Below are 11,972 nucleotides of genomic sequence, written 5' to 3'. Positions count from 1 at the left end.
AAACCCGTCACCCCTCTCAGCTGTTTTGCAACAAACCATGGAGCAGGCTCATGCAGTCCGAATGGTTTGCCGCGCGGAGCAGCGCGCTGGTGATTGCGCTGGCGACCGCATTCCTGGCCTCATTCGCCAGCGCGCACGGCACGGGGCGCGATCACACCGCCGCCGCTGAATCGGCTCAAGACCAGGACGCCTTTGACGGCATCGTCATCGAACGCCGACTGACAGGGGTCGCCGAGGTTATTTCGGTTCCCCTCGGCGGCAACGTGCAATTGCATTTGACCACGTCCGAGCCGACCGAGCTTCACCTTCACGGCTATGATCTGACGGCCAGAGCCGGGCCGCAAACCGTTGCTGTGATGACATTCCACGCCGTGCATGCGGGGCGGTTCCCGATCGCCTCGCACGGCGCCGATGATCTGCTGGGCCGCGCCGAAAAGACGCTGGCCTATATCGAGATTCTTCCCGAATGATCGGGCGCATGTGTCCCGCGATCCTCGGGGCGCCGTTTTTTCTAAAGGCGAGCGCCGCTTCCGCGCATGCCTTTGGCGCACGGTACGATCTGCCATTGCCGCTGCATTTCTACCTTGGAGCCGCGGGAGTGGCGGTCGCCGCATCTTTCGTCGCCGCATTGGTGTTCTTGCGGCAGGGCAGGACAACGACTGTCGCGATCAACATTCCTCTGCCCCCGGCGTTGACAGCGTTGGCGGCCATTTCGCTGCGTATCACAGGCATTGTGGTCCTGGCGGTGTTGCTCGGCGCCGCAGCATTTGGGCCGCCGTCCGCCGCCGACAATCTGGCCACAATCTTTGTCTGGGTCATTTGGTGGGTGGGTTATTTGTTGTTTTCTGCGTTGGTGGCGCCGACATGGCCCGCAATCGATCCGTTTCGCGGCGTCTTCACCGTGTTTTGCCGTCTTTTCGGCCGTGATCCGGAGGCCTCGGCAAGCGAACTGCCGCCCGTGGCCGGGTATATCGCGCCGGCGGGTCTTCTGGCTCTCGCATGGGTTGAACTTATCTCGGACCGATCCGAAGACCCGAAAGCGGTTGGCGTCCTCATTTCGTCTTACCTCTTTGTCACGCTGCTCTGCGCGTCCCGCTTCGGCATGGCCTGGTTCCGGGTCGCCGACCCGCTCGGAAGGGTGTTCGATCTTGTTGGCCGGATGGCCGTCTTCCGGCCGACGGCGGCATCCACACTGACAATCGGCCTGCCTGGCGAGGGTCTGCTTGGCGGGCGCCAACCGATCAAGGGCGAAACGGCCCTCGTCTGTGTGTTGATAGGCACTGTACTTTTCGACGGGTTTTCCGAAACGCCGGCTTGGGCCGCAGTCCTGGACCATATCAGTCAATCGCAAAGCCTGCGCAGCCTTCTGCTGTTCCTGCGCGAGCAAGGCGTCGACCTGCTGAAGCTGATCCGATTTGCCGGCCTCATCACGACGATTGCGGCGTTCCTCGCAGCCTATTGGCTTTTATCCTGGGCGATGCGCAAGGCGGCGGGCGATGATGGTCGGACCCGCAGCGTCGCTGCAAATTTTTCGGGCGCGCTGCTGCCGATCGCGATCGCATATCATCTGTCGCACTATGTCTCCTATTTGATGATAGCGGGTCAGTTGGCGGCGCCCGCGGCTTCAGACCCGTTCGGTTTGGGGTGGGACCTCGTCGGCGCTGCGGATCGCAGCATAGATATCAGCGTCATTGGCGCCCGCCATGTCTGGTGGATAGGCTTCTTCGCCCTTATCCTCGGGCATGGCCTGTCTGTGTTGATTGGCCACCGCCGGGCTCTGATCTATTTCGGGGAGGCTCGCTCGGCATCGGCATCGCAGCTTCCAATGATGGTCGGGATGGTCTGTTTGACCATGATGAGCCTCTGGATACTTTCGCAACCGATCACGAAGTAGAAAACAGAGCTGACAGACTCCCGCCATGTTCATGGATCGTATCTTTCGAGGGCCGGATATCTGGTTTCGGATATGATCACCGGCGAATTCCGCAATGCGAAATATGCGCAAATCGCGCCGCTTTTGCGGTCGGCCTCGCAGCATCCCAAGGTCGGCATTGCCCGCCGTTGGCGCAATCTGAGCCATCTCGGCGCCCAACCGAAGGTGCTGTCAGAACCGCGCCGGGTTTAGCGGAGGCTGATTTCAATTGGTTGCGCGGCAATGCCCCCGGTTTCCAGAAGCGTTGGGTGCTCCACGGCTTTGAAATTGCGCCATGGGCCGCGGCGGTGAATGACCTCGGCTTTGAACAAGCCGTTGATTGTCTCGGCCGGAGCGTTGGCATAGCTGTCCCCAACGCCGCCGACAGAGGGCTCGATACCGGCTTCGCCCCGCCGCTCTGTACATTTGATCGACGAGTGTGGATCGGCACGCAGCGGAACCCCTCTTAGGCTCCCAATCGGGCCCCCAACCTTTCCCCGTAACATCGCGGGTTTGCAGCGGATCTCGGCTTTCGACTGGGGCTCCACTTCGGCGCTGATTGGGGGTCCCGCGGCGCGCCGGTCCGCATCTTGGACGACATGAATCAGCCTTGCACCCTTGCTCCCCCCGCCGCTGGGCCGCCAATGGATGAGACCCCGGAAGGCGATTGGCTCAGTGCGGTCCTCGCTTCACCCGGAGAGCGCACCCAGAGGCTGGTGATAATGCATTCGGAACGAGAGACGACCCAGCGGTCGGCGACCAGCACATCTCCGGCGCAAAAATCTTCGCGGAAACTTTCACGCAACTCGGCCCGCCGGCTCTCATCGCAGAGAACCCCGGCGGCCGCGAGCAGGCGGTCCTTGCCGGCGAGCTGTCGCATGACGTCTTCGCGAGCATGGCCCGCGGCGTAGGCGGCCCCCACCGTTTCGGGCTCGACGATGTCGACGATCGCCGCGAAGAGCCGCCGAACGCCGTCCATGACAACTCTGTCCTCGGCGGCTCTCCGGCAGGCGATCACGCCGCCAGCGGCCCCGGCCGCGAGAAGGCCGAGGCCGCCGGCGAGAGCGAGGACTTCGCGACGATGAATGAATGCGCGCGCCATCACACCCTCAAGGCGCCTTTGAGATGATCCGCCAGTCGGATAGAGAGCGCCACGATCGTCAGCGTGGGGTTCGCCCTTCCGGATGTCGGAAATACGCCGCCGCCGGCTATGTAAAGTGACCTGGTGCCGAAGACCCGGCACTGAGGGTCCACGACGCCACTCGTCTCCTTTTTCGCCATCCGGGTGACGCCGAGCTGATGCGCGGCCGTGGTCATCCCCCAATATGGCTCATCCGCATTATCTTCAATCTGAAGGCGCGCCAGGCCCGTCTCACCGCAGAAGCGGCCGATCCAGGTCACGCTTTCGATGATCGAGTCGATGTCGTCCTGGGTCGGCGCCCATCGCAGGACCGGCAATGGTTGCCCCAGTTGATCCACCGTATCGCCGAGCTCGACATAGCTTGAGCGTTGAGGCTTCTGCTCCGCTTCATATTTCAGGAGCGCGCGGCTCACGCCTTCCTGAGGCGCAGGCGTGATTTGTTCGGCGAGGAAGGAATCGGCGTTTGTGATGAAATCGCAATATTCCTTCGCGAGCGAGAAACGAGCGCCGACATCGCGGCCGATCGTCCATTTCACAATCCGCTTGAGCGCCTTGAAGCTGTGGTGGGCATCCCTTCGGCGGATCTGGGCTGCGTCCGACTCCGCGACAGGGGTGACGTAAAATTGCGCGTTGGCGAGGTTTTTTTCCGCGATGAATCGGTCTGAGAGCCGCAAGATGAAGTGGAGAGGGACGCCGTCCGGCTGGCGGTTCTTCAAATCCGCCCAGTAAACTTTCTCGCCCAGCGGCTCGAGGAAGTGCAGGAAGGCCGCGCGTCCTGACGGATGATCCATATAGCATCGGCCGAGCAGACCCCCAGCGTCGCCATACGCCGTTCCGGCGCGCAGATTGGAGATCATAAGCAGTCGCGCCGTCTCGATGGCGCCGCCGGCGAGCACGATCCGGCGCGCGGTGAACCGCCGGAATACGCCGGTCAACGTCGAGGTTTCGACGCCGTCAAGCGCCCCATCAGGACCGAAATCCAGATGCGTGGCGTTCACCCAGAACCAGACGTGGACGTTCGTCGCCGCGGCGAGACTGTCCTTGTATTTGTCGCCAAAGCGGGTCGGCGGGCTTTGCCGAACGATCCCCGTCTCGATGTCGGGGTGATGGGGGAAAAGAAAGCTCTCTTCGGGAAGGGAAACGAGCTTTTCGAGGTCATACTCGTAAGAGCCCAAATCGCAATACTCATGCGCGCGCGCGTAGAATGGATCGAGCTCTGCGCGCCCTATCGGCCAGCCAGAGAGGCCGTTTCCAGGCCCACGTGAAAAATCCACCGGATCGAGGGGCACGCAACGGCCGCTCCAGTGGTTCGAAGTGCCGCCAAACATACGCAACCGGACCGCAGTCAGGTCCAGCTCGCCATCATTGCCCTCGACGGCGCCGTCATTGAGTTCCTGCGTAGCCGCATCGAACTCGTCGCCACCACTTTCGAGCAGAGCGATTCTCGCGCCGGTCTCCGCAAGTTCGGTCGCAAGCGTGATGCCGGCCGGGCCGCCGCCGACAATCAGAACGTCATAGGAAGAATCGGGCGTTACGCCGTTTATGCGGCCGTCGATGATCATATGTTTTCGACTTGCTCGCGCTCAGACGTCTCGCGCGGGATGCGACCGCCCATTTCAACTGGGCGACGTTCTCCACCACGCAGACGCCATCTGCCGCCATTAGAAGGGATATCTTCTTTCGCGGCAAGGTGCTGATATTGTCGCAGTTTCCGCCTCGAAACTCGGTCAAACAAAACAATACCTTGCGATGTGGCGGATGGGCCGCCGACAGCAAGGCCTTCATCAAGTGGGAGCGACAGGACGCGTGATCACAACGCCAGGATGCGTGATCATGGCGGCGCAGCATTTCCAGACGAAAGGTTGCTCAATCGGCTTGTGAGGTCGATATCCATTCCCATTCGCGCGCCGCTCTGAAATCGAGATCGGGAGATCTCGTCCGGAAAGTCGTATATGCGGAGAATGACCTGTCCCGTATGGGCGGGATGTCAATCGGCGCCGAACTGGGGCTCTGGATCGGCTTGCGAAAGGAACCCCTTGGGCGCCCGTCTTGAGGCGGGTCGGTGAGGATCAGGCTCGGTTCTTGAAGCGCCAGATCTCGTTGCCGGTCTCGACGATGTCGCAATGGTGGGTGAGCCGGTCCAACGTCTTGCGGCGGATGGTCTTGACGAGCTTTTCTGCTGCGGCCTTCGATGTTCCGGATGTCTTGTCTATCTTCACCCCATAAAAGTTACGATGAGCTAGAAATCTTCCGGCGCCAAAACCCTCACATCTGTCCCGAACGTGCTGACGTCAGACATATGCGCGGCGCATGTGACCGTTGGCCCTGATGAAGTCCGCGCGCCGGGGCCCGATCAGACGAACGAGCTCGTGAAGTCCTGACGGCGCCTCGGGGTGTCCCGGTTGCGGTCCCGTTTGATCATCATTACGCGCTCTCGCCCCTGCATCTCATCGCGGCGATATCGTGCGCCGCCCCTATCTCTCAGGTTCAGATGGTGGGGGTCCGCGACCGAAAGACGGCGGATGAGGGCCACGGACTTGGCCCAAACCGATGGACAGAGGGAGGCGCGGCCCGGGCCGGTTCATTCGGGGCGCGCGGCCTGGGGGGCCGCCTCCTGACGGCCCTCATTCTCCGCCGCAGATCGAGATCGATTCATACTCACGGCGCCGGCGCAGGATGGACGATCCAGAACTGGGCGGCGAAATTGCCGGTCTCGGACATGATCGGCTCGGCGAGGTCGCCGAATGTGTCGATCGATCGCGCTTCGGAAAGGAAATAGTTGAAGAGGCGGATCGCCCCGGGCCGACGAGTCACGCCGCAGCGCCAGTATTGGCCGCTTAATCTGGGGGAGCCGCCTTCCGTGTCGGTCAGGGCGAGCGGATAGGACTTTGCCGGATTATTATCAACGTCGAGGGCTGCTGCGCCGGGCGTGGCGCCCCCGTTGCGGATCAGCCAGTACCCGCCGCCGATCCGGTTGAACTGCCATCGCTCCATCACTTGCATGTCCTTCCTCTGGATGCGCGAAGTCAGCGCCATTTGGCCGCCCAGGTTGCGCAATGTCGCGCCGACCCAGGCCAGCTGCACCTGCCCGCCGAGGGTCGCCATCTGGCCCAGCTTGTCAGACCAGTACCTGCTTTCGAGCCGGTACCACTGTCCATCCACGATCATCGGGCAGGCGTCGTAGAGATAATCGCCCGAGGCATAGCGCTGCGCGGCCTCGCGCGTGAGCCGCTGGGCGGTCAGACCCTGAACTTCGGCCACGACCCGGGTGAGCTCGGTCAGTGCGGCCGTCATCGCGACAAGTGGCCGCTCGGACCCGATCTCGGGCGTCACGGGCAGGATCCGCCGGGCGTTCCGCAGATCGGACAAAAGCGCCCGCCATCGCCCCGCGGCTGCGCCGACGCCCGCCGCAACCGCCCCGATGTCCGGCCCGATCCGAACGTCCGGATTGGCCGGATACCCCCCTCGCGCATAGTCGGCGGACGCGGCTGCGATCAGATCTCTCGCCGCGATCAAGGCGTCGACCCGCGGGCCGGTTCGCGCGATCGCCCCGTCGAGAAGGTCCTCAAGCCGGGCCGCCTTGAGCGACCAGGCGGCCGGATCGAAAGTCGGATCGGGATCGAGGGCCAGCGCGTCGAGCTGATCGCAGAGCGTTTGCAGCTCCGCAATCACATCGGTGAGGCTTAGAAGGTCGTCGCGCGCAGAGGTGTTGAGCGCGCCCTCGGTTTGCGGCCAGTCCCGCATCGCTGGCCGCAGCGCGGCCCAGCCCCCGGTGTTGCGCAGCCGGCGCACCAGAAGCATGGCCCCGACCGTGCTTTCGAGGTCGACCCCGGTCCGGTAGGCGAAGTCGGCCGCGTCGCTCCAGATATCGGCCGTTATCGGGGCCGTGGCCGTGGCCGCGGCGGCCTCCGGCCGGCAGGTTCGCGCCTCGGCCGCTCCCGCGACCAGGGCGGCGCAGAGGGCGAGGAGCCGGACCGATGAGCGCCCCCTCATGTTGCGGCCCACCCCTTGAACACCAGCCGCAGATCGTGGACAGGCCCGGGCAGAGGGCTCGGCTCAAGAAGCTCGATAACCCAGCGGGTGAAAGGGGTCGGAAGCGCCTCGGTCAGGGTCTGAACAAAATTGATCCGGTTGTCCTGATGTTCGAACCGGAGCGAGAGCGGGTCCGAAAAGATCGTTTCGATCCCGGACTTGCCCCGGTCGCGAAACGTCCGACCGCTGACGATCCGGACAGCGATCCTTTGCGGGGTTGGCTGGACAAGCCCGGCCCAGGCCTCGACCCTGCTGAGGCGGACCCGATTGAAGGCGGCGAAATCGGCATTTTCGCTGTCGAGATCAAAGAGGATCGGGTTGCCGGCGGAGAGGCTTTCCATCAGCGCCTTGTCGTCGATGACGAGCTCGCGCTCGAAGGCGCCGCGTTCGCGCGCGCTCACGGCCAGGGCGGATTGGTATTCGGTCTTGAAATCGGCGAGCGCGGTCGCCATTGCGGCGGTTGCGCGCGCCTTGACGACCCGGCTCTTGAGCGGGCGCGAGGTCTCATAGATCTGCGCCGCGCGGGCGCCGTAGGTTGCAACGAAAAAGCCGCGGGCGGCCCCTTCGGCGCGCAACAGCGCCTCCGAGCGCAGCTGCTTGCGCATTTCGGTCGCATCGCCAATGGTCCGGGTCAGGGTTTCGAGCCGCTGACGCTTGCTGACGATGGCGATCCATTCGAGCTTGAGGGCGGCGAGCTGGCGGGCGATCGAGATCTTGGCCGCCATCTGTTCGGCCAGCAGGCGGCCGTGCACGCAGACCTTCTGGACCGCGGTCTTGTAGTTGTTTGCGGCCGTCTTGATCTCGGACTCGCTGTCGGGATCGTTGATGACGAGACCGAGCATGTTGACCATTTCGGTCTCGAGGATGGTCCAGGCGGCCTTGGTCTCTTCGGCCTGTGGATAGTCCGACAGGCCCCGCATCGCATCGCCAAGCTCGGCCACGGTCCTGGCCATCTTTTCGGCGCTCATCCGTTCCAACCCGCGGGCCGGGTTGTTCAGGACGGGCAGGGCCGAATGCAGCACGCTCTTGGCCGGATCGGCGAATTTCGACAGCACGTCGGAATTGTGCCGGGCCCAGTTGATCGGGATCACGAAGTATTTGAGCAGCGCCGTCAGCGCCGATTTGACGTCGGTGATCGATGCGCCGAGCTGCTTGGCCTCGGTGAACATGTCGCCCACGCCCTGAACGCCCTTCACGCCCTGATCGGTCAGCGCGGCCGGGTTCGGCGGGACGCCGACGCAGAGGGCCGCCGCCGACCCCGCGATGGCCACGATCGCAAAGGCGATATCAAAGGCCAGCTTCACGCTCCGCTTGATCGTGGCGAGGTTGTTCTGCAGCTCGAGCTGAAGCGAGGCGAGTTCAGCATCGAACTGATCCTTCGCGATGGTTCGCGAGGCCGCATCGAGCGCATCGATCTGGTCAGCCAGCCGCTTTTCCAGATCGTCGCGCCGGGCGAGCAGGGTGTCGAGGTCGATCGTGTCCCGGTCGGCGAAGGCGGTGACGAGGCTGCCGACCATAGTCGAGATATCGACCTCGCTGTCGATGCTGCGCAGCGTGTCCTCCATCGTCGACATCGCCCGGCTATGCGCCTCGGCGAGGTCGATATAGCGGTCGGCCCCAAGGACGGGCATCGGCCGCATGACCCCGCTGTCGGTCGGCGCCGGGATCAGCGACCGAAGCGCCTCGGCCGACCGCGTCAGCTCGCCGAATTCCGTGTCGACGCCGGACCAGCGGTTGATCCATCCCAGCGTGTCGTGACAGAGCCGCAGCTCATCCGCGCCGGGAAGCGGCGCGCCGAGGATCGCGGCGGCCAGATCGAATTGCGTGGACAGAACCAGATGCAGCGGCGCGCCATGGGTCAAAAGCCCGGGCGGCACCCGGACCGACCGCACCGCCATCGCCCCGTCGCGCCAGCCGAAATAGACAAAGCTCGGCGGGCCGTCGGTCTCGACGGCCTGGCTCAGGTCATAGGCGTCCTTGCCCCGCGGTCCGCCGAAGAGGTTGATGTCCGCGTCGATTTCGGCGGCGACGATCCGGATGACGCTGCCGGTGTCCGCCCCCTCATGCGACATGCGCAGGATCGCCGGACCGTTGGCCGCCATTCTTCGGGAGACGATGGTGACCCGCCGGACGGACCGGTCGAGCCGACGGTTGAATTTCGCCGGAAAATTGACCGTATCGGCAAAAATGTCGAGTTCGTCGAAATTCCCATTCTCGGCCTCATCGAGGGCCTTGGCGAGGTCGATCTCAAGATCGGCCATCGTCATCAGGGCGCTTCCCTCGGGCAGGCCTGTTGTTTTGACCAGCGGCGAGGGCGGCACCAGCTTGTCGTGTTCGAACTGCTGGATGAGAAGTCCGAGATCCATCGAAGTCATGGGATGCGTTCCAATCTACAATGCCGGGCCGTGCGCCGCCCCCTTTTCGGTGAGGGCGGCGCGGGGTGCGCTCAGGCCGCCTGGGTCGCGGCTGCTGCGAAGAAGTCGACGACATTGTCCTTGGCCTTCGGCGCGCCCCCGAACTTGCGGAACCGGTCCGCCTGACCTGCGATCCTCGCCCAGCCTCGTTGGGCGGTGGAGAGGGTCGTGGTGAGGGCGAACCAGTTCTCGCCCTCGACGGCCGCAGTCCCGCTTTTCGACAGGATATTGCGGACGTTCTCGAGATCCGAGGCGATGGCCCGCCATGCCCTGCCCAAAAGCTCGATCTTCGGGGTCAGATCGTCGATCTGGCCGATGACCCGGTCATAGCCCTGTGACGCGGTGGTGTAATAGCCGTTGAACCGCTCATGCACCCCGATGTTTTCGGCGTACTTGGCGATCTCCTTCAACTTGGCCTTGATCTTCTCGCGGGTGAGCGCGAGGTCCACGCCGACCCCGATTTCGACGCCGGCCATGATAAGGGGCCCGAAGATCGGAATGGCGAGGTAGACGGGCGAGCTCGCCAACACGATCACCTCGTCGCTTTCCTTCTTTTGCAGAGCTTTGAGTTCGCCCTGAAACTGCTTCAGGACCGAGCGAAGCTGGACCATCTCGTCACTCTCAGCGCCGAACGCCTTGTCAAAGCGGATCTTCGAGGCGGCGAACGCAAGCTTGCAGGTCTTGAGCCGGGCGGTAATCCCGTCAGGCGCCAGAATGGCCCGCTGCAGGGCGTCGGCCTTTTCAGCGCGTATGCTGGCCTCTGCGATGAGCGCGTCGAGCGCGCTGGCGAACCTGTCGCGGATCTGCTTGGACCGCCCTTCGACCCCGTCCACATTCCAGACGCCGATGAGCGCCTTCCACTTGTCGTCCGGCGTCGCGTCGGTCGGGGCGCCATCCCAGTCGAACTTGTCGACGAGCTCGATCAGGCGGTCGTAGGTGGCGCCGGCCGAGTCGTTATAGTGGACGATGTCATCGGCCAGCACGAGCATCTTGCCCTCGACATCGGTCTTGAACATTTCACCGCAGGTCTTCAGGTCCCCGAACAGGCCAACCGCCTCGACGAATTCGTCCCGGAACGGATCGGCCGCGTCCATCCCAAGGGTTGCGCGCATCTTCGCTTCTGTTGTCGGGCTGGAAATCACCGACCAATCGAAGAATGTCGTCATCTCGAGCCAGTCATTGGTGCTTAGCACCGAAATGCCGGAATAGATGTCCTTGCTCGGGTCAAATGGGGTAGAATCGTCTGCCATGACGGTAGCTCCTGTTGTAAAGGCATCAATAAACTGCAGATTTTCGGCGCAGGCGGCGACAAAGTCTTCGGGAGGTATGAAATCGGCGAGTTGAGATATTCCGTGAATTTCAACCTCGACCCCGGCGTCGCCGGAATACAGGGAAAGTCGTTCCCGTATCGCGTTTTTCCCTGCGCCGCGCATCTTGGCTTTTTCCTCGCCGGTCAGATCGAATATGAAGGTTGGAGTAGTAGAGGTCGGGGATCTGCACGGTCCGTTGCGCGTATTCGCCATGGACGACCTTATCGCCCACGGTATTGGCCGCAGCGGCAGCGATCCTGGTGATCGAGGCTTCCAAGCGGGCCTTGATATCGTCCCAGGCCCTGGCGAGTTCAGAGCGTCTGTCCTCCTGCGCCGCCTCCCGGAGGATCGTCCGGATCTCGTCGGTTTTGCCGACTTTGACTCCCGGGGTTGCAGGGCCTTGCCTCGACATGCCCCGTCTGATCTTGCGCAAACCCGCGGCGCTGAACAGCGCGATCCGGCGGTCGGTGTGGTTCGCGCCGATGAAGGCAAGATCGCGGAGACTCGGATCGGGCGACATCTCGCCCCGCCGGGCAAGCTCGGAAACCCTGATATCGCCCCGCTTGGCGGCGAGGCCGGTCCGAAAGGCGGTCGCCTCCGCCCCTTGCGGCTCAAGAAGCGCTTTCGCCTCAGCTACGCGCCGGTCGATAAGGCTCGCAAACCAGGCATGGAGCTTTTCGCCCCGGTGGGGGCTCCGCCCACGCAATTCCGATGCTCCGAAAAGATTCTTCTGGTCCTGAATCGCCTTTGCCGGACAACTGAGCATGTCGTCATCGGAAGTAGCGGTCAGTCCGCCGATGAACTGCGCCTCGCCGCTTTCCCGGGTTTGGGCCGCGTCAAACCCCAGACCGACGGTGGAGGTCATCATTGCCCTGGCCGAGGCGCCGCCGACATTGCGAAGGCCGGCGGTCATGCGCTTCTCTTCCAGCACCCGGACCCCGCCGATATGGACGAGGCCCTTTGGCCCTCCGCCCTCAAAAACGATATTCTCGATGGACGCTTGCGACGGAATGGCGCCGGGCGCACCCGCAGGCTTTCGATAGATGGCCGGGACAGGCATTCTTCACTTCCGATTTCCGTCCGGACAAGTGACGCAAGCTGCGGCCGCACGTAAATCCAGATTGAAGCAGTCCCGCAATCGTGGGGCGAGTTCCGTCGTGGGA

The 11,972-nt window shown here is 63.4% G+C and carries 10 protein-coding genes and 1 pseudogene; 3 read left to right on the top strand and 8 right to left on the bottom strand.

What is annotated here, in order from left to right:
- Positions 1 to 50 precede the first annotated feature (50 nt).
- The 3 genes from WG921_RS07875 to WG921_RS07865 all read left to right on the top strand — a co-directional run bounded on the left by WG921_RS07875 (position 51) and on the right by WG921_RS07865 (position 2,125).
- The gene (locus WG921_RS07875; RefSeq protein WP_340108662.1) at positions 51 to 470 is read left to right on the top strand and encodes a hypothetical protein; all 420 of its coding nucleotides are present in this window, start codon (positions 51 to 53) and stop codon (positions 468 to 470) included.
- A gap of 8 nt (positions 471 to 478) precedes the next feature.
- A complete protein-coding gene (locus WG921_RS07870; RefSeq protein WP_340108661.1) occupies positions 479 to 1,894 on the top strand; it encodes a hypothetical protein in 1,416 nt (471 codons plus the stop codon).
- Positions 1,895 to 1,966: 72 nt separating this feature from the next.
- Positions 1,967 to 2,125, top strand: coding sequence for a hypothetical protein (locus tag WG921_RS07865; protein WP_340108660.1), 159 nt, complete (start codon positions 1,967 to 1,969; stop codon positions 2,123 to 2,125).
- A gap of 47 nt (positions 2,126 to 2,172) precedes the next feature.
- Here the strand turns inward: WG921_RS07865 and WG921_RS07860 are convergent.
- The 8 genes and pseudogenes from WG921_RS07860 to WG921_RS07825 form a co-directional block, all read right to left on the bottom strand.
- Positions 2,173 to 2,346, bottom strand: a pseudogene (locus WG921_RS07860) (IS3 family transposase); the annotation flags it as partial.
- Between the two features lie 170 nt (positions 2,347 to 2,516).
- Positions 2,517 to 3,014 (bottom strand): hypothetical protein, encoded by a 498-nt coding sequence (locus WG921_RS07855; RefSeq protein ID WP_340108659.1) that lies wholly within the window; start codon positions 3,012 to 3,014, stop codon positions 2,517 to 2,519.
- A complete protein-coding gene (locus WG921_RS07850; RefSeq protein WP_340108658.1) occupies positions 3,014 to 4,615 on the bottom strand; it encodes a GMC family oxidoreductase in 1,602 nt (533 codons plus the stop codon). Before WG921_RS07850 ends, WG921_RS07855 begins: the two co-directional genes overlap by 1 nt.
- A gap of 507 nt (positions 4,616 to 5,122) precedes the next feature.
- Complete coding sequence (locus tag WG921_RS17925; RefSeq protein WP_461786846.1) at positions 5,123 to 5,272, bottom strand: hypothetical protein; 150 nt, start codon at positions 5,270 to 5,272, stop codon at positions 5,123 to 5,125.
- Positions 5,273 to 5,711: 439 nt separating this feature from the next.
- Entirely contained in the window at positions 5,712 to 7,046 is a 1,335-nt protein-coding gene (locus WG921_RS07840; protein ID WP_340108657.1) for a hypothetical protein, read from the bottom strand.
- Positions 7,043 to 9,460 carry a hypothetical protein gene (locus WG921_RS07835; protein ID WP_340108656.1) on the bottom strand — a complete coding sequence of 806 codons (2,418 nt, stop codon included), beginning with the start codon at positions 9,458 to 9,460 and terminating at the stop codon, positions 7,043 to 7,045. Before WG921_RS07835 ends, WG921_RS07840 begins: the two co-directional genes overlap by 4 nt.
- 71 nt (positions 9,461 to 9,531) lie before the next feature.
- Positions 9,532 to 10,932 carry a hypothetical protein gene (locus WG921_RS07830; RefSeq protein WP_340108655.1) on the bottom strand — a complete coding sequence of 467 codons (1,401 nt, stop codon included), beginning with the start codon at positions 10,930 to 10,932 and terminating at the stop codon, positions 9,532 to 9,534.
- Entirely contained in the window at positions 10,859 to 11,869 is a 1,011-nt protein-coding gene (locus tag WG921_RS07825) for a patatin-like phospholipase domain-containing protein (protein WP_340108654.1), read from the bottom strand. Before WG921_RS07825 ends, WG921_RS07830 begins: the two co-directional genes overlap by 74 nt.
- Between the last annotated feature and the right edge of the window lie 103 nt (positions 11,870 to 11,972).

The sequence above is a fragment of the Paludibacillus litoralis genome (assembly GCF_037646705.1).
Taxonomy (GTDB): domain Bacteria; phylum Pseudomonadota; class Alphaproteobacteria; order Rhodobacterales; family Rhodobacteraceae; genus Pikeienuella; species Pikeienuella litoralis.
The sequence above is the reverse complement of the archived record's forward strand: the minus strand, read 5'-3'. Positions and strand labels throughout refer to the sequence as shown.

Coding starts and splice junctions, on each gene's coding strand:
- WG921_RS07840 (WP_340108657.1), bottom strand. CDS start 7,046: ATGAGGGGGCGCTCATCGGTCCGGCTCCTCGCCCTCTGCGCCGCCCTG.
- WG921_RS07850 (WP_340108658.1), bottom strand. CDS start 4,615: ATGATCATCGACGGCCGCATAAACGGCGTAACGCCCGATTCTTCCTAT.
- WG921_RS07830 (WP_340108655.1), bottom strand. CDS start 10,932: ATGCGCGGCGCAGGGAAAAACGCGATACGGGAACGACTTTCCCTGTAT.
- WG921_RS07870 (WP_340108661.1), top strand. CDS start 479: ATGTGTCCCGCGATCCTCGGGGCGCCGTTTTTTCTAAAGGCGAGCGCC.
- WG921_RS07825 (WP_340108654.1), bottom strand. CDS start 11,869: ATGCCTGTCCCGGCCATCTATCGAAAGCCTGCGGGTGCGCCCGGCGCC.
- WG921_RS07875 (WP_340108662.1), top strand. CDS start 51: ATGCAGTCCGAATGGTTTGCCGCGCGGAGCAGCGCGCTGGTGATTGCG.
- WG921_RS07865 (WP_340108660.1), top strand. CDS start 1,967: ATGATCACCGGCGAATTCCGCAATGCGAAATATGCGCAAATCGCGCCG.
- WG921_RS07835 (WP_340108656.1), bottom strand. CDS start 9,460: ATGACTTCGATGGATCTCGGACTTCTCATCCAGCAGTTCGAACACGAC.
- WG921_RS07855 (WP_340108659.1), bottom strand. CDS start 3,014: ATGGCGCGCGCATTCATTCATCGTCGCGAAGTCCTCGCTCTCGCCGGC.